Here is a 22,877-nt window from a genome sequence, read left to right as displayed (position 1 = left end):
GGCAGGGGGGCGCGTGCCGAACGTCCGTGCGCCGTCCGGCGCCTGGGGGAACGTCGGCCGACGCCGGGAGCGCGGTGGTGCGTGTCGGCGCCGCCCTCGGCGTGGGGGGTATCCCCGGGCGCCGCCCCGCCCCTACACTGCGGAACTTGCGAGACTACTGGTCAGTAGGGATTGGGGAGTTCGGATGTCCGACGAGCGGGCCCACGCGTTCACCGACGACGCCCTCGGGGCGCACGACGCCGTGGCGCTGGCCGCGCTGGTCCGCTCCGGCGAGGTGTCCCCCGCGGAGCTGGCCGCCGCCGCGGCCGCCCGGGCGGCCCGGATCGACGGCGCGCTGACGCCCGTCGCCCACCCCTCTTACGACCGTCCGCGCTCCGGCCCGGGCGGGGCCGGCGGCCCGCTGTACGGCGTGCCGACCTTCCTCAAGGACAACGTCGACCTGCAGGGTCTTCCGACGGCCATGGGCAGCGAGGCGTTCCGGGCCCGCCCCGCCCGCCGCAACGCCCGCTTCACGGACCAGTTCCTCGCCACCGGCCTGTCCGTGCTCGGCAAGACCCGGTTGCCCGAGTTCGGGCTGAACGCCTCCACCGAGTTCGCCACCGCGCAGCCGGTGCGCAACCCGTGGAAGCCCTCGCACTCCGCGGGCGCCTCCTCCGGCGGCTCGGCCGCCCTGGTGGCCGCCGGAGTGGTGCCGATCGCGCACGCCAACGACGGCGGCGGCTCGATCCGCATCCCCGCGGCCTGCTGCGGACTGGTCGGCCTCAAGCCCACCCGGGGCCGCCTGGTCGTCAACGCCCAGAGCGACAAGCTGCCGATCGACATCGTCACCGACGGCGTGCTGACCCGGTCGGTGCGCGACACCGCGGCCTTCTACGCCGCCGCCGAACGCCACCACCGCAACCCCCGGCTGGCCCCGATCGGGCTGGTCGAGGGCCCGGCGGCGCGCCGGCTGAGGATCGGGCTGGTCGTCGACTCGCCGATCGCCACCACCGACGGCCCCACCCGGGCGGCGGTGCAGGAGGCGGCCGCCCGGCTGTCGGCGCTCGGGCACCACGTCGAGGAGACCACCCTGCCGTTCGGCGAGGAGTTCTCCCGCGACTTCGTCCTGTACTGGGGGTACATCGCCTTCGCCATCGCCGTCAGCGGCCGGCTGATGCTGGACCGCAGCTTCCGGATCAACCGGCTGGACGGCCTGACCACCGGCCTGCGCCGCCGCTTCCAGCGCGAGTTCCGGCACGTCCCGGCGGTGCTGCGCCGGCTGCGCCGGACCGAGGCCGCCTACGCGGGCATCTTCCGCAGCCACGACGCGGTGCTCTCGCCGGTGCTCGCGCACACCGCCCCGCCGATCGGGCACCTCAGCCCCAACGTGGCCTTCGACGAGCTGATCGAGCGCCTGCTGCGCTACGTCGCGTTCACGCCGGTCAACAACGTGACGGGCGGGCCCGGCATCGCGCTGCCCACCGGCGTCGCACCGGGTGGCCTGCCGATCGGCGTGCACCTGTCGGCGGCGCACGGCGAGGAGCGGCGGCTGCTGGAGCTGGCCTTCGAGCTGGAGGCGGACCGGCCCTGGCGCCGGATCCAGGACTGAGCCCCGGCCCCCTGTTCCCGTCCCCCGGCCCGGGCTCCCGTCCCCCAGCTCCCAGCTCCCAGCCCCCGGCCTCCGTCCCGGCCCCGGCCCCCGGCCTCCGTCCCGGCCCGGGTCGGCCCGGCGCCCGGGGCGCTATCCGGCCGGGGCGGCGACCGCCCGGGCCGCCTGCACCTCGTGGTGCAGCCGGGCCAGCGCGCAGTCCGGCGAGAGGCCGTCCGCCCCGGCCGCGGGCAGCGGTGCGCCCGTGCGCAGCGCGTCGGCCAGGGCGGCCAGCTCCCGGGTGACGGCACGGACCTCGGCGGGCGAGGGGGCCGGCGCACCGTGCTCGACCCGGACCCGGGTGGCCGTGGTGGTGTCCACGATCCGCTCGACCGCGATCACCAGCGGCCACCAGGCCTCGGCCCTGGCCCCGACCGGCGGCGGCTCGGTGAGCGCCCGCTGGAACTCGCTGCGCACCGCGGAGAGGTCCCGGTAGAGCCGCCGCCGGTAGCGGGCGCGGGCCGGGTGGTCCCGTCCGGGCGCGGTGGTGAAGGCCAGGGCGACGTACGAGCCGCTGTCCGCGACGGCGTCGGCCAGCCGCTCCCCGATCCGGGTGTGCCAGGACTCCGGCCAGAACAGGTAGCCGGCCAGCAGCGCGATGGCGCAGCCGATCAGCGAGTCGTACAGCCGGGGCGGCACCAGGTGGAAGCCCTGGTGGTTGAGCAGGTCCGAGAGCAGCAGGACCACCGGGGTGATCGCCGCGGTCTGGAAGGCGTAGCCCTTCGCCGACATCGCCGGGATCAGCGCCGCGAGCACCGCCATCACGGGGACGTCCCACCAGCCGCGCGGCACCGCGGCCAGCACCGGTACGGCGATCAGCAGCCCGCCGGCGGTGCCGAGGGCGCGCAGCACCGCTCGGGAGAACACCGAGCCGAAGTCCGGCTTCATCACGAAGGTGACGGTGAGCGCCACCCAGTAGGAGCGGGGGACGGCGAGCACCGAGACCAGGATCTGGGCGAGGCCGATGCACAGCGCCAGCCGCAGGCCGTACCGCCAGGACGCGCCGGACAGCAGCAGGGCGTGCGCCGCCTTCCGGGCGCGGACCCGTAGCGCGGCGGGCCGGCCGAGCCGGTCCTCGGCGCCGTACGGGTCGGGTTCGGTCTCGTGCACGACGCTCCGCGCGTGGCCGATGGCGTCCACCAGGGCCCGGGTGGACGGCCCGGTGGGTGCGGGGAGGGCGGGTGGCGGGGCGCGCCCGGGGCGGTCGTGGTCGATGGCCGCGGCCAGGTCGCGCACGGCCGCCGGGTAGGCGGCCGGCAGCGGTACCTGCGGGCTCGGGCGCAGCTGGGCCGCCGAGACCGCCTCCACCACGGGGATGACGGCGTTGAGCTGGGCGAGCAGGCGCACCAGGGTGGGGGAGCGGCCGTGCCGGCGGGCCCGGCGGGCGAGCAGCAGGTCGTAGGAGTGGTTGAGCGACTGGGTGAGCGCCTGGCGCCGGGCGTCGTGGCCGGGGGTGCCGGTGGCCTCGAGGACGGCGGCGACCGTCCGGTAGGTGTCCGCGACGGCCGAGCGCTCCGGCGTGCCGCCGCGCAGCGGCCAGGCCAGCAGGGTGAGGGCGAGCACCAGCAGACCGCCGAGCAGCAGCAGCGCGGGCGGCAGCCACCACGGAGGGGGCAGCGGGAGCCCGGCGCCGACCACCGCGTTCAGCAGCAGGAGCAGCCCGGAGACGGAGGCCACCGCGCCGATCGAGGAGATCATGCCGGAGACCAGCGCGACGGCGGTCAGCACGGCGACGGCCGTCCAGCCCGAGCCGTACACCAGGGTGCCGAGGAGCACCCCGAGCGCGCCGAACAGCTGGGGGACGGCGATGTTGAACACCCGCATCCGGTAGGCGTCCGCGGTGTCACCGATGACCCCGGACAGGGCGCCCATCGACACCAGCGCGCCGTACCCGGTCCGGCCGGTGGCGGTGCCGACCGCGAGCGGCGCGGCGAGCGCCACCGAGGCCCGGGCCGCCGCCGCCCAGGGCACCGGTGCGGGCGCGGGCCGCAGGCCCTCGGTCAGCCAGCTGGGCGGGGCGAGCCTGGCGGCGACTCGTCGGCGGCGTGCCATAGGCCCAACGTACGGCCGGGCCCGGCCCGCGGCTCGTCCTGCGTCCGGTCCGGGGTTCGTCGGGCGTCCGGCCCGGGGTTCGTCCTGCGTCCGGCCCGGGCGGGCGGGCAACGGACGGGCGGCCGATCCGGTTCACCGACGGTTATGTCAATTCCGGAAACATATCCCGGCTTATGTCGGCTCCCGAAACATAAAGCGCTCCCGAGGGTCGTCATGAGCTGCGTGGATTTCCCCGTTGGTAACCGCCGATCGAGGGTTGACACCATTAGTTGGTCTAGTCCAACGTATGGGGAGCGCGGTTCGGCAAAAGGCTGAGACGGGGTGAGCACGCCTGCCGGACTTGCGAGTTGGCCCCTTTCGGCGAAGCCCGCGACCGGGCCCCGGAAGGGACGGAGCGTTTGCGGATCGGCACGCGTTCGTGGGTCGAATTCCGCGTGCGGCCGGTGACGGGCCGTCGGCCCGCCGTACCCGCACTCTGCGCCCGAGGGGCGCTGCGTCGACTACGAACCATGGAGTGACTGCCCATGCCGAGCCCTGACGGGTATCTGCACCGAGCCGCCTCGGAGCGCCCCTACTTCAGTGAGGACGGGGAGAGCTACCTCGCGCGGACCGCGCTGCGCGAGGTCCGCAAGAAGCACCCGCTGCGGGTGCTCTCCGAAGAGGACTTCGCGTTCTGGCAGACCTACGGCTACGTCGTGGTCAAGCAGGCCGTCCCGGCCGAGGCCGCGCGGCGCCTGCTGGAGTTCGCCTGGGAGTTCCAGGGCCTCTCGCCCGACCGCCCCGAGGACTGGTACCGCGAGCGCGACTACCGGGACGAACTCGACCAGCACCTGCACATCTACGGCTTCGTCGAGGCCTACCACCACCAGCTGATCTGGGACAGCCGGCAGACCCGCCGCGTCTACGACGCCTTCGTCGACGTCTGGGACTGCGAGGAGCTGTGGGTCACCCTCGACCGGCTCAACCTCAACCCGCCGAACGTCCGCAACCGCGACCGCGCACTCATCGAGCCCACCGACAAGGGTTTCGACATCGAGCTGCACTGGGACGTCGACACCACCCAGGGCATGCTGCCCCAGCGCGTCCAGGGCATCATCGCGCTCGACGACACCCGCCCCGACCACGGCGGCTTCCAGTGCAACCCGGAGCTGTTCCGCCGGTTCAACGAGTGGCAGGCCGCCCAGCCGGCCGACCGCGACCCGATCCGCCCGGACGTCGACCGCACCGAGTTCCCGGTGGTGCGGCCCGAGTTGGCCGCCGGCGACCTGCTGATCTGGAACGGCCTGCTGGCCCACGGAGTCGCCCGCAACACCTCCGAGAACGGCGTGCGGGCCGTGCAGTACCTGTCCATGATGCCCGCGCTGGAGGAGGCCGAGCAGATGCGCCGCTCCCGGGTGGAGTCCTGGCGCACCCTCGCCACCCCGGACTGGAACCGCACCCTGGTCGGCGACCCGGTCAGGCACGAGTCGCTGCGGTACGGGCCGGCCCGGCTCACCGAACTCGGCGAGAAGCTGCTCGGCCTGCGCTCCTGGCACGGCCGCGCGAGCGCGGACCCGGCGCCGGCGGAGCAGGATCCCGCCGCGCACCAGCCCGCCACGTCCACGGGGGAGCCCGAATGCGAACCGTCTGCCTGACCCTGCCCACCAACCGCGAGTGCGCGGCCACCATCGCCGCGATCGGCGCCGAAGCCGCCTTCGCCGCGGCGCGGTTCGACGTCCGCGTGCACCTGCTGGTCCTGGACTCCGCCGACCCGGCCGTCTTCCGCCGGCACGCCGAGGCCGTCGCCGCCCTGCCCGCCGTCGAGCGGGTGACCGTCCACCACCTCGACGAGGACGCCCAACGCGCCTTCCTGCGCGACGTGATCGAGCGCTCCGGCGCCGCCGGCCCCGAGCGGCTGCTCGACCTCATGCTGCCCGACGCCGTCTCCTACGGCGCCTGCACCAACCGCGCCTTCCTGCTCGCCGCCGCCCTCGGCTGCACCTCCGTGCACCGCCGCGACTCCGACAGCCACTACCAACTCCTCGACGGCGAACCGGTGTTCCCGATCGTCCCGGAACTGGCCGCACTCGGCCTGAAGGCCGCCGACGCGGCCGCCGCCGTCACCGACCACACCCTCGACCCGGCGCACGCGGACAAGCCCGTGGCCCTGGTCGGCGGCTCCTTCGTCGGTGAACTCTCCGTCGACCTCGCCGAGATCCGTGACCTCGACCCGCAGGCCTACCACCGGGTCGTCGCGCTCTGGGCGCCCACCGGTGCGAGCGAGGAGGAGCGGCGCGAGCTCGTCGCCGAGTCCTTCACCGGCGGCGGCACCGAACCGTTCGGCGGTGACCGCGCCGTGCTCGACCTGCCCGACATCTGGCGGATCGACATGTGCAACGTCGCCATCGACCACGAGGTCTACGAACGCGTCCCGCTGCCGCCCGCCACCGACACCATCGGCAGCGATTACTTCCTGCTGCACCTCGTCCGGGACGCCACCCTGCCCGGCGTCGTCCACAACCGGCACATCGTCAACTACTACACCCCGGAACGCCGCACCGGCGCCGGCTTCACCGCCTACCAGCTGCGCTACGCCAAGTTCCTGCTCTCCATGCTCTACCTCTACCCGGTCTACTTCGACATGGAGGCGGCCGGCGACGCCCTCCTCGACGAGGCGCACCACGTGCGCGCCGACGCCATCGCCGACTCCGCCCGCCGCAGCGCCGCGACGGACCGCGCGGAGAACCACCGGCGGCTCGACGAACTCGACCGCTGCTACCGGCGACTGGGCGGCAAGTACGCCGAGTTCGCCGACCACCTGGCGCCCCAGCGGGCACGCCTGCTCGACGAGGCGCAGGCGGACATCGAGGACTTCGCGCTGCTGATCGACGCGTGGGGCCCGCTGACCCGGGCGAGCAGGACCACCCCCGCCGAGCGGCTGCCGCGGTAGCCGGACCGGGAGCCCATCCGTGATATCCCAGAGCACCACCCACTGCCAGAGCGCCGGCCACCGCCAGGCGGCCGCCCACCGCGCCCCCGCGCACCACACCACCGCCCACCACGCCGGCGAACTCGCCGGCCCCGCACCCGACCCGGCCGCGCACGACCGGACGGCGATCCGCGCCGCCCTCGCCGCCGCCACCGACGACCGGATCGTCTACGACCTCGACGGCATCGGGCGCCAGTACGCCGCCCTCGTCCGTGAACTCCCCGGCGTCGACGTCCGGTTCGCCATGAAGGCCTGCCCGGTCGACGAGGTGCTCGCCGGCCTCGCCGCGCTCGGCTCCGGCTTCGACGCGGCCAGCCCGCAGGAGATCGCCCAGGCGCTGCGCGCCGGGGTCGGCCCCGAGCGGATCCACTACGGCAACACCATCAAGTCCGACCGCAACATCGCCGAGGCGTACCGGCTGGGCGTGCGCGACTTCGCCACCGACAGCCTGGAGGACGTCGCCGCGATCGCCGAACACGCCCCCGGCTCCCGGGTGTTCTGCCGGATCGCCACCACCGGCGACGGCGCCCTGTGGGGCCTGAGCCGCAAGTTCGGCTGCTCGCCGGAGGACGCTCTGCGCGTCCTGGACGCGGCCCGCACGGCCGGGCTCGTCCCGTCCGGGCTCTCCGTCCACGTGGGCTCCCAGCAGATGACCGCCGAGGCCTGGGGCGCCGCCGTCGACTCGCTCGCCGCCGTCCTGGAGGCGCTCAACTGGCGCGGCATCACCCCGCAGCGGATCAACCTCGGCGGCGGCCTGCCCGCCCTCGGCGTCCTCGACCGGCACGGGCGACCGCTGGAGCCGCCGCTGGACAAGATGTTCGCGGTGATCCGCGAGGGCATGGAGCGGCTGCGCACCGTCAACGCCGCACCGCTGGAGTTCCTGCTGGAACCCGGCCGCCACCTGGTCGCCGACCACGGGGCCATCCGCGCCCACGTCGCGCGGCTCTCCTCCCGCCGCCAGCTCGACGGCACCCGTGAGGACTGGCTCTACCTGAGCTGCGGCAAGTTCAACGGCCTCTACGAGATGGACGAGCTGCAGTACCGCCTGGAGTTCCCCACCCACCCCGGTGGCCAGTTCGTCAACGCCGTCGTCGCCGGGCCGACCTGCGACAGCGACGACGCCTACACCCGGGACGGCGGACTGGTCCGCGTCCCGCGCGCGATCGCCTCCGGCGACCCGGTCTGGATCCACTCCTGCGGGGCGTACGCCACCGCCTACACCACTCGCGGGTTCAACGGCTTCGAGCCGCTGCCCTACGTCTGCGTGGGCCGGACGGACCCGGCGGACGGCACGGGCGGTGCGGACGGCCCCGGCGTGACCGGCGCCGTGGCCGGAACGGTCGGCCGGGACGGGGGCGCGGCATGAACGACGTCAGGATCCGGCTGCTCCGGGAGGGCGACTGGGACGGCCTGGTCGCGCTCGAGGAGCGCGCCTACGCCGCCAGCGGTCTCTCCGAGGGGCGCGCCGCCCTGCAGTCCCGGCACCGGGCCTCACCCGACACCTGCTTCGTGCTGGAGCACGCCGGCGGCTTCGGCGGGTACCTGCTCGCCCTGCCCTACCCGCTGTTCCGGTGCCCGGACCTCAGCCGGAGCGAGGCGGGCGGCGTGCGCGCCACCAACATGCACGCCCACGACCTGGTCGTCGCCGAGGAGCTGCGCGGCCGGGGCCTCGGCCACCGGCTGCTGCGCCACCTGGAGGAGACCGCCCGCGCGGCCGGCTACCGCACCGTCTCGCTGGTCGCCGTCGGCGGCGCGCAGGTGGTGTGGGGCCCGCTGGGCTACCGGGCGCGGCCCGAGGTCGACCTGCCCGAGAGCTACGGGCCGCAGGCCGTCTACATGGCGATGCCGCTCGGCCCGGTCGCGGCCCCCGCGGTGCTCCCCGCCGCCCCGGCGCCCGTCCCTGCCGCCGCCCCGGTCCCCTCCCCGGCGCCCGTCCCGGGCGTGCCCCGGCCGCCGGCGCGCTCCACCGAACCGTCCCCCGGGTCCCCACCCAGAGCCGAAGTGGGCTGATGCACATGTCCCCCGATCGAGACGCCTTCCGCCGGTCCCAACTGGCCATCGGCGCCCTGTTCCTCCTGCTCGGATTCCAGTACGCGAGCTGGGTCTCCCGGATCCCCGCGCTCAAGGCCCGGCTCGACCTCGGCGAGGCCCAGATCGGCCTGCTGCTGATGACCTGCGGGGTCGGCGCGGCGGTGTCCTTCCCGCTGGTCGCGGTGCTGATGCGGCGGGTCGGTTCGCGCCTGCTGTCGGTGCTGTCCGCGCTCGCCCTCGGCGCCGTCCTGCTCGCCCTGTCCGTGGTGCCCGACTACCCGCTCACCCTCCTGGTGCTGTTCTGCGACGGCGTCGCGGTGGGCTGCCTGAACGTGGCGATGAACGCCCAGGGCGCGGCGCTCGAGGCCAGGTACCGGCGGACCACGATGTCCCGGCTGCACGCCACCTTCAGCGCCGGCTCGCTGCTGGCCGCGCTGCTGGCCTCCGGCGTCACCGCCGTCACCGACGGCCTGCTCGCGCACTTCGGTGTCGCCGCCGCCCTGCTCGCCGTCCTGGTCGTCGCCGCCCGGCCCGGGCTGCTCGCCGACGAGGCGGACGCCGACGAGGCGAAGACGGACGAGGCGAAGGCTGCGGAGCCGGCGCCCGCGGGGCGGAAGGCGCGGCGCCGCTTCGCCCTGCCCGTCGCGGCCACCCTCTGGATGGGGCTGGCCATGGTCTTCGGCACCGTCACCGAGGGCGCCATGAACGACTGGTCCGCGCTCTACCTCAAGGACGTCGTGGACGCCGGCGCCGGGCTCGCCCCGATGGGCATCGCGGTGGTCTCGGTGATGATGGTGCTCGCCCGGATCTTCGCCGACGGCTGGCGGACCCGGTTCGGCGACGGCCGGATCGTCCGGACCGGCAGCCTGCTGGCCGGCGCCGGACTGGCCCTCGCCCTGCTCGTCGGCGGCGTCGTCCCGACCCTGCTCGGCTTCGCCTGCGTCGGCCTGGGCGTCGCGGCCGTCACGCCCTGCGTCTACGTCGCCGCGGCCCGCCAGGGCTCCGACGCGCTCTCCCTGGTCGCCGCGATGGGCACCACCGGACTGCTCGCCGGCCCGGCCGTGATCGGCTTCATCGCCGACGCCACCAGTCTGGTCTGGGGCATGGCCGCCGTCGCCGCCTCCGCCGCGATCGTCTCGCTCTGCGCCCTGCGCATCGGCTGGCCGGCCCCGGAGCCCCGCACCGGGCCCGGCGCCGACCTCGCGGCCGGCCCGGCCTGACGCCCGCACCCCCGACCCTCGCCGGCACGCCGCGCCCTCCCCCGTCGCGGCGTTCCGGGCGAGCCCCCTCCGCCGGGGCGGGACCACCCGGTCACCCGCCCGCACCCGACCCTCGCCCGGCACCTCCGCGCCCCCGTCGCGGACGTGCCGGGCGAGCCCGTCCCGTCGGGCGGCCCGCCCGGACGCTCCCGGCGTCCGGGGCGGCACTCCTCCGCGGGGCGGCGGGTCGTCCGCCGGACCGGCCCCGGGGCAAGGCCGCGGGCCGGAACGGTGTCTGACGGTGCGTCGACGCCGGGGGTCTTCTAGAGTCGCCTGCGGCACGACCGTACGACTGTGATGCACGGAGCGAGAGGCGACAGCACCATGACCGAGCAGGCCCCCGAGCCCTACCTCCCCGTCGACGAGGACTGGACCACGGCACTGGCCGTCGTGGCCCACCCGGACGACATGGAGTACGGCGGCGCCGCGGCCGTCGCGCGCTGGACCTCGCAGGGCAAGAAGGTCGTCTACGTGATGGTCACCAGCGGCGAGGCCGGCATCGACTCGATGAGCCCCGAGGAGTGCGGTCCGCTGCGCGAGGCCGAGCAGATCGCCTCGGCGCGGGTCGTCGGCGTCGACACGGTCGAGTTCCTCGGCCACCCGGACGGGGTCCTCGAGTACGGGCTGCCGCTGCGCCGGGACATCGCCCGGGCGGTGCGCCGGCACCGGCCCGACGTGGTGATCACCAGCAACTTCCGGGAGACCTACGGCGGGGTGTTCCTCAACCAGGCCGACCACATCGCGGTCGGACGCGCCACCCTGGACGCGGTGCGCGACGCCGGCAACCGGTGGGTGTTCCGCGAGCTGCTCGACGAGGGCCACGAGCCGTGGAACGGGGTGCGGCAGGTGTGGGCGGCGGGCTCGCCCGAGGCGCGGCACGCGGTGGACACCACCGACCACTTCGACCTGGGCGTCGCCTCGCTGGAGGAGCACAAGGCGTACCTGGCCGGGTTGGGCGGGGCGATGGCGGACGCGCGCGAGTTCCTGGAGGGCTTCGGACGCGGCGCCGGCAGCCGGCTGGGGGTGCGGTTCGCGGTGCCGTTCGAGGTGTTCCCGCTGCGGTAGGCGCGCGGGCGGCCGGCCCGTTCAGTCGCGGTCGGGGCCGGGTTCGGTGTCGTGCCCGGTGGCGGTGTCGTCCCCGGTGGTGGTGTCGGAGGTGGTGCCGGTGGCGCCGCCCGGCTCGGTGCCGGCGGGGTTCCCGTCGGCACCGCCGTCCTCCGCGCGCCGGCGCCGGTAGCGCAGCACCTGCCGGAGCAGGAAGGCCGCCACCAGCAGCCCGAGGCCGACGGCGAACCAGAGCTGGTAGCGGATCGCCGTCCGGTAGACGGTGCCGATGTTGGCCCCGGCCAGGTAGCCGAAGGTGCCCCAGACGCCCACCCACAGCACCGCGCCGAGCACGTTGAACGGCTGGAACCGGCGCCAGGGCATCTCCGTCGTGCCCGCGATGATGCCGTTGGTCTGGCGCAGCCCGTCCACGAAGCGGGCCACCGTGACGACCTTGGCGCCGTGCCGGGCGAAGAAGCCGTCCGCCCGCTCCATCCGCTCCGGGGTGAGCAGCACGTAGCGGCCCCAGCGGTGGACGAAGGCGCGCCCGCCGGTGCGGCCGATCAGGTAGCCCAGGCTGTTGCCGACGGTGGCGGCGACGACGGCGATCAGCAGGACGGCGGCGAAGTTCAGGTGGCCCGTCCCGGCGTACACCGAGGCGAGCACGAGGATGGTCTGCCCGGGCACCGGGATGCCGCAGTTGTCGAGCAGCACGAGCAGCGCCACCGCGAGGTACCCGTAGTGGTCCAGCAGTGGCGCGAGCCCGGCGAGCGCCCCGGGCAGCGGGGTCGTGGCGGCGGACACCGCTCCTCACCACCTCGTCCCGGTGGGGTGCGGGGCGGTGGGGGTGTCGGTCAGCGGTTCGTCGCGCGCGGCTCGATGTTGCAGTCCGGGCCGGGGTAGATCAGGCCCTGGTGTCCGTCCTCGAAGCGGACCACGTACGGCGGTTGGCCGTCGGCGCCGCGCACCTCGACGATCTCGCCCTTCTGGTCCACCATGCCCACCGACCTGCTGTGGATGTGGAGCTGGTCACCTACCGCTGCGTGCATGGTCTGCTCCTCGGGTCGTGGCGGCCGCCGCGCGGCCGTTCCGGTCCACGGTTTCCACTGTGCTGCCGCGGCGGCGGGCTCGCAACGCCTCGGGCGGGCGGGTCGGGGGCGGCGGGTGCGCTGCCGGCGGGGCCCGGTGGCGGGCCCGGGGCCGGTTCAGCGGGCGGGCGGCTGCTCGGTGAGGTAGCAGCGCACCAGCCGCTTGCACTCGGCGATCAGGGCCGGATCGCCGTCCGGGTCGCTGCGGAAGGCCAGTTTGAGCACCGCGTCGGCGGCCTCCAGGGCGACCCGCAGGGCCAGGGTGAGCGCCGCCGGGTCGGCCGCCGCGAACAGGTCCCCGCCGAGCGCCTGCAGGCGCAGCGCGACGGCGGTGTTGTTGTCCACGCCCGCGTCGAGCAGGTGCTGGTCGTCGTGGACCCAGGCGGGGAGGGCCGGTCCGGCGTCGGCGAGGCCGAAGTCGACCTGGCCGAAGCCGCGCACCGTGCGCTTCATGGCGACGAACTCGTCCACCGCGAGGTCGGTGAACCCGGCCGGGCCGAGCGGGGCGGCGCCCGCGAGCCGGCCGTCGAGCCGCTGGAGGTACTGGTCGAGGTTGCGGGTGGCGAGCGCCGCCAGCAGGTCCTCCTTGCCGGCGAAGAACTGGTAGAGGGTGCCGATCGGCACCTGGGCGCGCTGCGCCACCTCCTTGGTGGTGAGCGCTGTGGCGCCGACCTCGTCGAGCAGTCCGGCGCAGGCGTCCAGGATCCGGCCGTACCGCTCCTGGCTGCGCTGCTGGACCGGTCGCCGTCGGACCACGGGGCCGCGGCCGGCCGTCTGGTGACTCCTGGTGTCGGCGCTCATGACGTCACTCTGCCGTATCCGCTGTTCCGGCGGCCAATCACCGGTGCGGTGGCGCCCCCGAGTGCCCCGTGGGGAGCGGGTCGACCGGTGGCCGGAGCTGAACGGCACGGTGGCGGGAAGGTGTCCACGGGTCGGCCGTGGTCTTGTCGTGGACGCGAAGGCCGGTTCATACTCCTCACGCGGACTACTTTGCGTGATCAACTCGTGTCTCTTCGTGGTGACCCGTGTGTCAGCTGTGGCGACGACGGACGTCTCCGTCGCCACCCGAGGTCTGGATGGTCCCGTGCGACCCACCGAACCCGTTCAGGTCCGATCGACCGTGCCCGGTTGTGCGTCCCGTCGTCCGGAAGGAGGGGGTCCGCTCGGTGACGCCGTCCTCCCCGGGGCGTGAGGCCCCCTCCGGCGCGCAGCGCCGTCGGTTCCTCGAGTCCGGCTACCTGGTCCTGCCCGGCCTGCTGCCGGAGCCGCTCCGCTCGCGGCTCGTCCCCGAGGTCGACCGCTGGGTCGACGAGGGACTGCGCGCCGACTCGATCGCCGCCTGCGCCGACCCGACCGGGCGCGCGGCGCCCCCGCTGCTCGAACTGGAACTGCCCGCCCACGGCCGGCTCCTCACCCACCCGCCGCTGTTGCGCACCCTGACCGGCCTGATCGGCCCGTCCTTCGTCTTCCACCACCTGCACAGCGACCGCCAGGCGCCGGGGATCCCCGGCAAGCCCTGGCACCACGACCGCGAGCCCAACGACCGCTCCGACCCGTCGCTGCTGATGGTCCACGCGCTGCACTACCTCGGCGGGCTGGACGAGAAGGTCGGCAGTCTGGCGGTGCTGCCCGGCTCGCACCGCCGCGTCGTCGGCAAGGCGTCCTTCGCCCACCACGGCACCCGCGAACTGGCCGGGGAGGTGGTCATCGACCGGCTGCCCGCGGGCTCCACCGTGCTGCTCGACTCGGCCCTGCTCCACACCCGCAGACCGGCGCCCGAAGGGCTCGGCAGTCCCCGCTACTTCATCGACGCGTCCTACTGCCAGGTCGGCGCGCGCTGGCGCCCGGTGAAGCCGTACTGGCGCCAGATGCTCGCCCGGGCCCGCGAACTGGGGCTGGCGGGCGCCCAGTGGCCGGAGCTGTTCGCGGAACGGCACTTCACCGAGTACACCGGAACCGTCTGAGGAGGACCGCGTGGAGATCGTCACCGCCGTCGCCTACCCCGAGGTCCACGACGCCTACCTGCGGGACCACCCGGTGGAGCGCGCCCACGAGGCCAACAGCAACCCGGCCGGCGAGGAGAACCTCGAACGCGCCGACCGGATCCCCGGCGGCTGGTGGCGCGTCCGGCTCTCGCGGGCGGACGTCCTCGGCGTCGTCCTGCCCTGGCACCTGAGCGAGGGCGGCGAGCGCGAACTCGTCCCCCGCTCCGGCCTGACGGTGGGCGAGGCGGCCGAGCGGATCCGCGCCGGCGGGGCCGACTGGTCCGGGGCGAACCCGGTCTGCGCGGCCAAGCTGCGGCTGCTCCGGTGGTCCCCGTTCACTCCGGTCTACCTCAGCACCGGCCCGGTCGACCACACCGACTACACGGACCTGCTGGTCCGGGAGGGACTGATCCACATCGACGGCCTGCACCGCATGCTGGCCTGGGAGCTGGCCGGGCGACTGCCCGGCCGGGCCCGGCTGGACGGGTACCTCGCGGGGGACCCCCTGCTCGTGGCGCCGGAGGCCCGGACACCCCGGGCGGCCCGGGCCGCGCGGACGGGGGACGAGTCGGCGTGACCTCCGCGACGCAGCACGTCCGGCCGGCGCGGCCCCCGCGGGCCGCCCGGTCGCTGTCCGAGCTCCTGTCGCACCACGCCCGGGTCCACCCGGTGCGGACCGCCCTCACCGACGGCGTCCGCGCCCTCGACTACCGCACCCTCGACGCCGCGGCGGGCCGGATCGCCGCCCGGCTGACCGCCTCCGGCACCGGGCCGGGGGACCGGATCGCCCTGCTCGGGCCCCGGGACGCCCGGATGCTGGTGCTGCTGTACGGCGTGCTGCGCTCGGGCGCGGCCGCGGTGCCCGTCGACCCGCAGTGGTCGGCGGCCGACCTCGCCCGACGGCTGGCGGCCGTCCGGGTCACCCGGGTGCTCGGCACCGAGCCGGACGCCCGCTGCGGGGCGGAGCGGCCGGTGGAGGTGCTGGACGCGGAAGGGCCGCCCGGCGCACGGGCGGCCGCCGCCGAAGCCGCCGCGGGCCCCGGTACCGGTACCGGCCCCGCTGCCTCCGGACCCGCCGGGCAGGGCGACGACCCGGCGTACCTCTCCTTCACCTCCGGGTCGAGCGGCGAGCCCAAGGCCGTGGCCGTCACCCACGGCAACGCCGTCCACTACGCGCAGGCGCTGGCCGGGCGGCTCGGCTACACCGAGGCCGACGCCCCGTGCACCGCGCACGTCACCACCCTCGCCGCCGACCTGGGCCACACCGCCTGGCTGCTCGCGCTGGCCGTCGGCGGCTCGGTGCACGTCGTGCCGGACGCCGAGGTGCGCGACCCCGAGGCCTGTTGGGCGTCCCTGAACCGCGCCGGGGTGACCGTGCTGAAGACCACGCCCTCGCACCTGACCGCGCTGCTGGAGGGCCGCCCGGCCGACGCCCCGCCGCTGCACACCGTGCTGCTCGGCGGGGAGGCGCTGCCGCGCCCGCTGGCCGCCGCCCTGCTCGACACCGGCGCCACCGCGCGGCTGGCCAACCACTACGGGCCGACCGAGACGACCGTCGGAGCCACCTGCCTCCTGGCCACCGAGGCCCGCCAGCTGCCCGCCGACGAGCCGACCGTCCCGATCGGCACCGCGATCGGCGAGGTGCTGCTCACCCTGCTGGACGGCGACGGGCGGCCGGTGGCCGACGGCGGGGTGGGGGAGCTGCTGATCGGCGGACGCGGCGTCAGCGCCGGGTACTTCGGCCGGCCCGCCGAGACGGCGCGCAGCTTCGTCTGGCACGGCGGTGAGCTCCGCTACCGCACCGGCGACCTGTGCCGGCGCCGCCCGGACGGCAGCCTGGTCTTCGTCGGCCGGGTGGACCGCCAGGTGAAGGTCCGCGGCTACCGGGTCGACCTCGCCGAGGTCGAACGGGCCATGGACGGGTTCCCCGGGGTGGCCCGGTCGGCCGCGCTGGTCCGGGAGACCGTGCTCGGGAACCAACTCGTCGGCGCGGTGAGCCTGTCGGGGCGCGGCCCCGGCCCGGAGGGGCTGGACGCCCACCTGCGCGACCGGCTGCCCGGCTACTCGGTGCCCCGGCCGATCCTGGTGCTGCCCGCGTTCCCGCTCGGGCCGAACGGCAAGCTCGACCGGGCCCGCCTGGCCGAGCTGGTGGGCGAACTGGTCGGCCGGCGCGCCGAGTCGGGGACCACCACGGGAGAGGACGACGGCCTGGCCCGCTCGATCGCCGCCTTCTGGGCGGGCGCGCTGGGCCTGCCCGCGGTCGGGCCGCACAGCGACGTGCGGGGCCTCGGCGGGGACTCCATCCTCGCCATGCGCACCGTCGCCCTGCTGCGCCGCCGGGGCCTGCGGGTGCACTACGAGGACTTCTACCGGCACCCGACGGCGCACGGCCTGGCGGCGGTCGCCGCGGCCGCACCGCCGGCTCCGGCCGCACCACCGACCCCGGGCACGCCGGCGACCCCGGTCACGCCGCCGGACGCGGGCGCCGCGCCGCCCGGCGACCGGGGGGCCCGACTCGCCCCGGCCCAGCGGTGGTTGTACCGCCAGAGTGCCGTCGACGACCTGCGGCACTGGAACCAGTCCGTCCTGCTGCGCTGCCGGAAGGCCGTCGACCCGCGCGCGCTGTCGGCGGCCCTCGGGGCGGTCCTGGAACGGCACCCGGCGCTGCGCCGGCCGGTCGGCCCGCAGGGCTACGGCGAGCCCCGGCCGGTGGCCGACCTCGACCCGCTCACCTTCTCCCGGCTCCCGGGCCCGCCGGGCCCGGTCGACGGGCCTACCGCCGACCCCCTCGCCGGGACCCTCGCGGGAACCATCGCCGGGGTCTGCACCGAACTCCACCGCGGCATCGACCCCGCGGCCGGCCGGCTGCTGCGCGCCCACCTGTTCACCGGCCCGCCCGGCACCGACGACCGGCTCGCCCTGATCGCGCACCACCTGGTGGTGGACGGCCTCTCCTGGCGGATCCTGCTGGACGACCTCGCCCACGCCTACCGGGCGGCGCTCGACGGTGAGCCGACCGCCCTGCCGCCGGCCCCGGACTTCTACCGGTGGGCCGCCGCCGTGCCCGCCCCGGCGGACGAACCGCCTTCCGGCGCCCCGCCCGTCCGGCGCCCGCCCGCCCGGCCCCCGTCCCCGGCCGCCCCGGTCCGCGCGCGGCCGGCGGCCGTCGGCTGGGCGCTCGACGAGGCGGGCACCGCCCGGCTGGTCGCCCGGCACGGCGGGGGCGCCGGACTGGAAGCCCTCCTGCTGACCGCCTTCGCCGCGGCCGTCCCGGGCCGCGGTGCGCGGTCACGGCTCGCCGTCGAGGTGGAGACGCACGGCCGCGACACCGCCGGGGACCAGGGCGAGTTCCTGGACACCGTGGGCTGGTTCACCGCCGTCAAACGGCTGGAGGTGGACCCGTCGGCGGGCCCGGCGGCGGTGGCCGAGCGGCTGCGCCGGGCACCCGTGCGGCCCATGGACGCGCCCGGCGACCGCCCGGCCGCCGGGTTCAACTTCCTCGGTACCTTCCGGCTGCCCGACGAGCCGGCGCTGGACTGGACCGTCGCCGACGAGCAGGCCGGGGTGGCGCGCTGCACCGGTGGTGACCCGCTCTACGAACTGCGGCTCACCGCACGGGTGGTGGAGCGCCGGCTGGTCGCCGACCTGGTGTACGGGTGGCCCGCGCTGCCGCACCCGGAGGCGGAGCGGATCGTCGCGGGGTTCGCCGCCGCCGTGGCCACCGAGGCCGGGGCGCGGCCCGCACCGCCGGTGCGGTGCCCGCTGTCGACCTCCGGCCAACCGCTCCACGCGGGCGCCCCGGTGGCCCCGCCCGCCCGGCCCGCGGCGCCCGGCCCGTTGGTGGTCCGCGAGCCCGTCCGGGTGCTGCTCACCGGCGCCACCGGCTACCTGGGGCGGCACCTGGTGGACGCCCTGCACCACCGCGGTGCCCAGGTCACCTGCCTGGTGCGGGCCGCCGACGACGCCGACGCCGCGCGCCGGCTGGGCGGCCTGCCGGATGCCGTCCGGGCCGTCGCCGGGGACATCGACGGGGAAGGGCTGGGACTGTCCCCGGCCGGGCTGGCGCGGGCGCGGCGGGCGCAGGTCGTGGTGCACGCGGCCGCCGACGTCCGGCTGGTCGCCTCGCCCGACGAGCTGGAGCGGACCAACCACACGGCGGTGCGCCGACTGCTCGACTGGGTCGACGAGCACGCCCCGACGGCCCGGCTGCACCACGTCTCCACGCTGGCCGTCGCGGGCGGCGTGGACGGCCCGCCGCGCCGGTTCAGCGAGGCGGACCTGCGGATCGGCCAGCACTTCCGCACCCCCTACGAGCGGAGCAAGTTCGCCGCGGAGCAGACCGTCCGGGCCTGGGCGGCCGGCGGCCGGTCCGCCTACCTGTACCGCAGCGGGCACATCGCGGCGCACAGCGGCACCGGCGCCTTCCAGGCCAACGTCGGCGACAACCGGATCTACCAGCTCGTCCGCGGCTACCTGCTGGCCGGGGTCGCCCCGCGCCGGCCGCACACCGCCTTCGGGTTCTCGTACGTGGACACCGTGGCTGCCGGGATCGCCGCGATCGCGCTGGACCCGTCCGCGCCGCCCGGCGCCTACCACGTGGAGACGCCGCACGAGACGCCGCACGACGACCTCGTCCGCTGGCTCGCCGCCCACGGCCACGCCGTCCGGCTCGCCGACGACGCGACCTTCGCGGCGGCGATCGCCCGCGCCGAGCGCGACCACCCGACGGCCGCCGGACTGGCCGCCGCGTGGGCGCTGCAGGAGGAGCGCAACGTCCTGGTGGACAGCGCGTACACCACCTCGGTGCTGGCGCGGTTGGGAGTCCGGTTCGCGGCGCCGACCCCGCAGTGGTGGTCGGCCGCGCTCACCTGGGCGGCCGGCGCCGGCTACCTGCCGCCCGCCCCCGCGCGCCACTGACCGCCCCGAGCCACCGACCCGCTCCCGCGCCCACCAACCCGCTCCCGCGCCCCCCGCCCGCTCCCGCGCCCCCCGCCCGCTCCGCGCACGCACCCGACGACGCACCCCGCGGACCATCCGCGACCGACCGAGACCCACCCCCCGACCACGGAAGGCGGACCGCGTGTCCCAGCTCTCCCCGGTGCTCAAGCAAGCCACCCCCGTCGTCGCGACCCGCGGCGAGGGCCTCCACCTCTTCGACGCGGACGGCCGCCGCTACCTCGACTTCACCTCCGGCGTGGGGGTGACCAGCACCGGCCACTGCCACCCGCGGGTGGTCGAGGCGGTCCGCGAGCAGGCCGGCCGGCTGATCCACGGCCAGTACACCACCGTGCTGCACGACCCCCTGCTCGCCCTCACCGGCCGGCTGGGCGAGGTGCTGCCGCCCGGTCTGGACGCGCTGTTCTACGCCACGGCCGGCACCGAGGCGGTGGAGGCCGCGCTGCGGCTCGCCCGGCACGCCACCGGGCGGCAGAACGTGATCGTCTTCGAGGGCTCCTTCCACGGCCGGACGATGGGCGCGGCGGCGCTCAGCACGGCCGGCACCCGCTTCCGCGCGGGCATCGGCCCGGTGATGCCCGGTGTCGCGGTGGCGCCCTTCCCGAACGCCTTCCGCCTCCGGCTGGACCTCGGCCTGGGCGAGGAGGAGGCGGTGGCCCACGCCCTGCGCGGGCTGGACCAGGTGCTCGCCACCGTCTCCGACCCGGACGAGACGGCGGCGATGTTCGTCGAGCCGGTGCTGGGGGAGGGCGGCTACGTGCCCGCGCCGGCCGGGTTCCTGGCGGGGCTGCGCGAGCGTGCCGACCGGCACGGCATCCTGCTCGTGGTGGACGAGATCCAGACCGGCTTCGGCCGCACCGGCCGGTTCTGGGCCCACCTGCACCACGAGGGCGTGGTGCCGGACGTCCTGATCACCGCCAAGGGCCTGGCCAGCGGCTTCCCGCTGTCGGCGGTCGCCGCGTCGACCGCGCTGATGCGCCGGGCCCGGCCGGGCTCGCAGGGCGGCACGTACGGCGGGAACCCGGTGGCCTGCGCCGCCGCGCTCGCCACGCTGGACGTCATCCGGGACGAGCGCCTCGTCGACAACGCCGCCGAGCTCGGCCCGCGTCTGCTCGACGGCCTGCGGGCGGTCGCCGCCGGAGCCCCGGCCGTCGCCGACGTCCGGGGGCTGGGGCTGATGGCCGGCAGCGAGTTCTGCCACCCGGACGGCTCGCCGGACCCGGACACCGCGCGGCGGGCCCAGCAGGCGGCGGCCGACCTCGGCCTGCTGCTGCTGACCTGCGGCGTCCACCTCAACGTGGTGCGGATGGTGCCGGCGCTGGTGGTCACGGCCGATCAGATCGACGAGGCGCTGGCGCTGTGGTCCAAGGCGGTCGCGGTGGCGGACGCCCGGTAGCGGAGGGACGGTGTGCACATGGACCACGACGACACGACGCCGGACGCCGGCACGGTGGCCGGGGCCGGCCGGGTGGCCGAGATCGGTTGGGAGAGTGCCGAGTTGGATGCCCGGCGGGTGCTCTGGTCGCTCGCGCCGGACGACCGGGAACGGCGGTTGCTCCGGGCCGACGCGCGGGCCCGCCGCTGGGGCCCGGCGGAGCCCGTCCGGGCCCGGCTGCGCGCCTTCGTCGACGGCGCCACCCGCTCCGTCGGCCTCGCCCACGTCCGCGGGCTGTTGGACCCGGAGGAGCCGGAGGCGGAGGTCACGGCCGCACTGTCCTTCCTGCTGAGCGACTTCGGCGAGATCGTCCCGCAGAACGGCCGCGGCGACCTCACCCAGGTGCTGAGCGACCAGGACGGCGACGGGAACACCGAGCTCGGCTTCCACTGCGACACCTGCGACCTGCTCGTCCTGTTCTGCCTCCGACCCGCCTTCCACGGCGGGGGGGCGACCAAGCTGGCGAGCGCGCGGCACGTCCACGACCTGATCGCGCGGGAGCGGCCGGACGCCCTCGCCACCCTCGCCGAGGACTGGACCTTCGACCGGACCGGGCGGGCGGGCCCCCAGGTCGTGGTCTCCCCGATCCTCTTCGCGCAGAAGGACGGCACCGTCGGCTGCTACTACCAGACCCGCACCGTCCGCTCCTCGCCGGACCGCGGCGGACCACCGCTGACGGACCGTCAGTGGGAGGCGCTCGGCGTGCTGGACGAGGTGCTCTACCGCCCGGAGATCGCCTTCGGCCTGCCGATGGCCGCGGGCGACCTGCTGATCATCCGCAACAGCCGCGTGCTGCACGGCCGTTCACCCTACGTGGACGAGCCGGGACCGAACGCCCGGCGGATGCTGCGGATCTGGATGAACACGGAGGCGTCATGACCGCCGCACGGACACCGGACGGCCGGATCGCCATCGTCACCGGCGGCGGCAGCGGGCTCGGCCGGGCCGCCGCGCTGGCCCTGCTCGGCGCCGGCTGGTCGGTGGCGGTGGCCGGCCGGCGCAAGGACGCGCTCGAGGAGACCGCAGCCCTCGCGCCGGTCGACCCGGGCCGGGTGCTGGCCTTCCCGACCGACGTCCGCAACCCGCAGGAGGTCGCCGCCCTGTTCGACGCCGTCCGCGAGCGGTTCGGCCGGCTCGACCTGCTGTTCAACAACGCCGGCGCCGCGGCTCCGCGCCGGCCCGTCACCGAGACCCCGCTCGCCGACTGGAACCGGGTGCTGGACACCATCGTCACCGGCGGCTTCCTCTGCGCCCGCGAGGCCTTCCGGGTGATGAGCACCCAGACCCCGCAGGGCGGGCGGATCATCAACAACGGCGCGCCCTCCGCGCACGTGCCCCGCCCCCACTCGGCCGCCTACACGGCCGCCAAGCACGCCCTCCTGGGCCTCACCCGGGTGCTGTCGCTGGACGGCCGGGCCCACGACATCGCCGTCGGCCAGATCGACGTCGGCAACGTCGCCCCGTTCGACGGCGGACCCCAGCCGGCCGCCCTGCAGGCCGACGGGCGGACGGCGGTGGAGCCGACCATCCCGGTGGAGCGGTTCACCGAGGCGGTGCTGCTGATGGCCTCGATGCCCCTGGACACCAACGTCCACTCCCTGACCGTCCTGCCCACCACCATGCCGTACGTCGGAAGGGGCTGAACCGTGCTGGTCAGCGCACGCTCCTTCGCCGAGTACCGGGCGATGTTCGGGCTCACCGCCCGGGACCTCGTCGGGAGCGTCCTGGACTGCCCGGGCGGCGCCGGGAGCTTCGTCGCCGAGGCCGGCGGGCGCGGCGTCGACGCGGTGGCCGTCGACCGCGAGTACGCCCGCCACCGGGCCGAACTCGGCGCCCTCGTCGAGCGGGAGACCCGTCACAAGCACCCGGCGCTGCTGCGGGAGGCGGCGGCGTTCGTCTGGAGCTGGTACGGCCACCCCGACCGCCTGACCGAGCAGTGGATCGGCAACGCCCGCGCCTTCCGGGCCGACATCGCCGCCCGCCCGGAGCGCTACGTCGCCGGATCGCTGCCCGACCTGCCCTTCGCCGACGACTCCTTCGACCTCGTGCTCAGCTCGCACCTGCTCTTCTCGTACGGCAACCGGCTGGACGAGGCGTTCCACCTGGCGTCCCTGCTGGAGCTGGCCCGGGTCGCCCGCCGCGAGGTCCGGCTCTTCCCGGTCATGGTGTACGACACCGGCCGCCGCTACGGTCCGCTGGAGCGGCTGCGCTCGCAGCTCGCCGACGCCGGGATCCCGAGCCGCCTGGAACGGACGGCCTACGAGTTCCAGCCCGGGGACAACGAGCGGCTGGTCCTCTCCTGCGGCGGGTACCGGCCCCCGGTCCGAGCGGCCAGGCCCTCCACGCCCGTCGACCCGGTCCGCTGGCGCCACCGGGAGGCCGCGCCGGGTCCCGGCCCCTGAGCGGGCGCGGCCCGCGGCCGCTCAGGGGCC

18 protein-coding genes are annotated in these 22,877 nt (G+C 76.0%); 14 read left to right on the top strand and 4 right to left on the bottom strand.

Annotation, left to right across the window (positions count from 1 at the left end; translation table 11 throughout):
* The first annotated feature begins 184 nt into the window (after positions 1–184).
* A complete protein-coding gene (locus AB0N04_RS32145) occupies positions 185–1,588 on the top strand; it encodes an amidase (protein WP_360215242.1) in 1,404 nt (467 codons plus the stop codon).
* A gap of 132 nt (positions 1,589–1,720) precedes the next feature.
* On the opposite strand, the gene AB0N04_RS32140 is transcribed toward AB0N04_RS32145, so the two are convergent.
* Positions 1,721–3,679: an FUSC family protein gene (locus tag AB0N04_RS32140; protein ID WP_360215245.1), complete on the bottom strand. Its 1,959-nt coding sequence runs from the start codon at positions 3,677–3,679 to the stop codon at positions 1,721–1,723.
* 524 nt (positions 3,680–4,203) lie between these two features.
* On the opposite strand from AB0N04_RS32140, the gene AB0N04_RS32135 reads away from it, so the two are divergent.
* The 6 genes from AB0N04_RS32135 to AB0N04_RS32110 all read left to right on the top strand — a co-directional run bounded on the left by AB0N04_RS32135 (position 4,204) and on the right by AB0N04_RS32110 (position 11,002).
* Positions 4,204–5,313, top strand: a complete 1,110-nt coding sequence (locus tag AB0N04_RS32135) for a phytanoyl-CoA dioxygenase family protein (protein WP_360215248.1) — start codon at positions 4,204–4,206, stop codon at positions 5,311–5,313.
* On the top strand, positions 5,295–6,608 hold the full coding sequence (locus AB0N04_RS32130; RefSeq protein ID WP_360215251.1) for a DUF6271 family protein: 1,314 nt from the start codon (positions 5,295–5,297) through the stop codon (positions 6,606–6,608). The genes AB0N04_RS32135 and AB0N04_RS32130 overlap by 19 nt, the downstream gene beginning before the upstream one ends.
* 166 nt (positions 6,609–6,774) lie before the next feature.
* Positions 6,775–8,013 (top strand): type III PLP-dependent enzyme, encoded by a 1,239-nt coding sequence (locus AB0N04_RS32125; protein WP_360215296.1) that lies wholly within the window; start codon positions 6,775–6,777, stop codon positions 8,011–8,013.
* Positions 8,010–8,657 carry a GNAT family N-acetyltransferase gene (locus tag AB0N04_RS32120; RefSeq protein WP_360215254.1) on the top strand — a complete coding sequence of 216 codons (648 nt, stop codon included), beginning with the start codon at positions 8,010–8,012 and terminating at the stop codon, positions 8,655–8,657. Before AB0N04_RS32125 ends, AB0N04_RS32120 begins: the two co-directional genes overlap by 4 nt.
* 5 nt (positions 8,658–8,662) lie before the next feature.
* The gene (locus AB0N04_RS32115; RefSeq protein WP_360215257.1) at positions 8,663–9,898 is read left to right on the top strand and encodes an MFS transporter; all 1,236 of its coding nucleotides are present in this window, start codon (positions 8,663–8,665) and stop codon (positions 9,896–9,898) included.
* Positions 9,899–10,261: 363 nt separating this feature from the next.
* Positions 10,262–11,002 carry a PIG-L deacetylase family protein gene (locus tag AB0N04_RS32110; RefSeq protein WP_360215260.1) on the top strand — a complete coding sequence of 247 codons (741 nt, stop codon included), beginning with the start codon at positions 10,262–10,264 and terminating at the stop codon, positions 11,000–11,002.
* Positions 11,003–11,023: 21 nt separating this feature from the next.
* On the opposite strand, the gene AB0N04_RS32105 is transcribed toward AB0N04_RS32110, so the two are convergent.
* The 3 genes from AB0N04_RS32105 to AB0N04_RS32095 all read right to left on the bottom strand — a co-directional run bounded on the left by AB0N04_RS32105 (position 11,024) and on the right by AB0N04_RS32095 (position 12,870).
* Entirely contained in the window at positions 11,024–11,785 is a 762-nt protein-coding gene (locus AB0N04_RS32105) for a DedA family protein (RefSeq protein ID WP_363365630.1), read from the bottom strand.
* A gap of 50 nt (positions 11,786–11,835) precedes the next feature.
* Entirely contained in the window at positions 11,836–12,030 is a 195-nt protein-coding gene (locus AB0N04_RS32100) for a DUF1918 domain-containing protein (protein ID WP_360215266.1), read from the bottom strand.
* Between the two features lie 156 nt (positions 12,031–12,186).
* Entirely contained in the window at positions 12,187–12,870 is a 684-nt protein-coding gene (locus AB0N04_RS32095; protein ID WP_360215269.1) for a TetR/AcrR family transcriptional regulator, read from the bottom strand.
* A 365-nt stretch (positions 12,871–13,235) separates the two neighbouring features.
* On the opposite strand from AB0N04_RS32095, the gene AB0N04_RS32090 reads away from it, so the two are divergent.
* The 7 genes from AB0N04_RS32090 to AB0N04_RS32060 all read left to right on the top strand — a co-directional run bounded on the left by AB0N04_RS32090 (position 13,236) and on the right by AB0N04_RS32060 (position 22,847).
* Positions 13,236–14,033 carry a phytanoyl-CoA dioxygenase family protein gene (locus AB0N04_RS32090; protein ID WP_360215272.1) on the top strand — a complete coding sequence of 266 codons (798 nt, stop codon included), beginning with the start codon at positions 13,236–13,238 and terminating at the stop codon, positions 14,031–14,033.
* 10 nt (positions 14,034–14,043) lie between these two features.
* Positions 14,044–14,631 (top strand): DUF6309 family protein, encoded by a 588-nt coding sequence (locus AB0N04_RS32085; RefSeq protein ID WP_360215275.1) that lies wholly within the window; start codon positions 14,044–14,046, stop codon positions 14,629–14,631.
* The gene (locus AB0N04_RS32080; protein ID WP_360215278.1) at positions 14,628–18,971 is read left to right on the top strand and encodes an amino acid adenylation domain-containing protein; all 4,344 of its coding nucleotides are present in this window, start codon (positions 14,628–14,630) and stop codon (positions 18,969–18,971) included. The genes AB0N04_RS32085 and AB0N04_RS32080 overlap by 4 nt, the downstream gene beginning before the upstream one ends.
* 163 nt (positions 18,972–19,134) lie before the next feature.
* Positions 19,135–20,406 (top strand): aminotransferase class III-fold pyridoxal phosphate-dependent enzyme, encoded by a 1,272-nt coding sequence (locus AB0N04_RS32075; RefSeq protein ID WP_360215281.1) that lies wholly within the window; start codon positions 19,135–19,137, stop codon positions 20,404–20,406.
* Between the two features lie 18 nt (positions 20,407–20,424).
* A complete protein-coding gene (locus AB0N04_RS32070) occupies positions 20,425–21,324 on the top strand; it encodes a TauD/TfdA family dioxygenase (protein ID WP_360215284.1) in 900 nt (299 codons plus the stop codon).
* Positions 21,321–22,088, top strand: a complete 768-nt coding sequence (locus AB0N04_RS32065; protein ID WP_360215287.1) for an SDR family oxidoreductase — start codon at positions 21,321–21,323, stop codon at positions 22,086–22,088. The genes AB0N04_RS32070 and AB0N04_RS32065 overlap by 4 nt, the downstream gene beginning before the upstream one ends.
* A 3-nt stretch (positions 22,089–22,091) precedes the next feature.
* Positions 22,092–22,847 (top strand): methyltransferase domain-containing protein, encoded by a 756-nt coding sequence (locus AB0N04_RS32060; protein WP_360215290.1) that lies wholly within the window; start codon positions 22,092–22,094, stop codon positions 22,845–22,847.
* The last annotated feature ends 30 nt before the right edge of the window (positions 22,848–22,877 follow it).

The organism is Kitasatospora sp. NPDC051702 (assembly GCF_040681575.1).
In the GTDB taxonomy this organism is placed as follows: domain Bacteria; phylum Actinomycetota; class Actinomycetes; order Streptomycetales; family Streptomycetaceae; genus Kitasatospora.
This window is presented reverse-complemented; position numbering and strand designations above follow the sequence as displayed.

Excerpts from the sequence above, each read along its gene's own strand:
- AB0N04_RS32095 (WP_360215269.1), bottom strand. The coding sequence starts at position 12,870 with ATGAGCGCCGACACCAGGAGTCACCAGACGGCCGGCCGCGGCCCCGTG.
- AB0N04_RS32100 (WP_360215266.1), bottom strand. The coding sequence starts at position 12,030 with ATGCACGCAGCGGTAGGTGACCAGCTCCACATCCACAGCAGGTCGGTG.
- AB0N04_RS32130 (WP_360215251.1), top strand. The coding sequence starts at position 5,295 with ATGCGAACCGTCTGCCTGACCCTGCCCACCAACCGCGAGTGCGCGGCC.
- AB0N04_RS32120 (WP_360215254.1), top strand. The coding sequence starts at position 8,010 with ATGAACGACGTCAGGATCCGGCTGCTCCGGGAGGGCGACTGGGACGGC.
- AB0N04_RS32115 (WP_360215257.1), top strand. The coding sequence starts at position 8,663 with ATGTCCCCCGATCGAGACGCCTTCCGCCGGTCCCAACTGGCCATCGGC.
- AB0N04_RS32110 (WP_360215260.1), top strand. The coding sequence starts at position 10,262 with ATGACCGAGCAGGCCCCCGAGCCCTACCTCCCCGTCGACGAGGACTGG.
- AB0N04_RS32140 (WP_360215245.1), bottom strand. The coding sequence starts at position 3,679 with ATGGCACGCCGCCGACGAGTCGCCGCCAGGCTCGCCCCGCCCAGCTGG.
- AB0N04_RS32135 (WP_360215248.1), top strand. The coding sequence starts at position 4,204 with ATGCCGAGCCCTGACGGGTATCTGCACCGAGCCGCCTCGGAGCGCCCC.
- AB0N04_RS32145 (WP_360215242.1), top strand. The coding sequence starts at position 185 with ATGTCCGACGAGCGGGCCCACGCGTTCACCGACGACGCCCTCGGGGCG.
- AB0N04_RS32070 (WP_360215284.1), top strand. The coding sequence starts at position 20,425 with ATGGACCACGACGACACGACGCCGGACGCCGGCACGGTGGCCGGGGCC.
- AB0N04_RS32065 (WP_360215287.1), top strand. The coding sequence starts at position 21,321 with ATGACCGCCGCACGGACACCGGACGGCCGGATCGCCATCGTCACCGGC.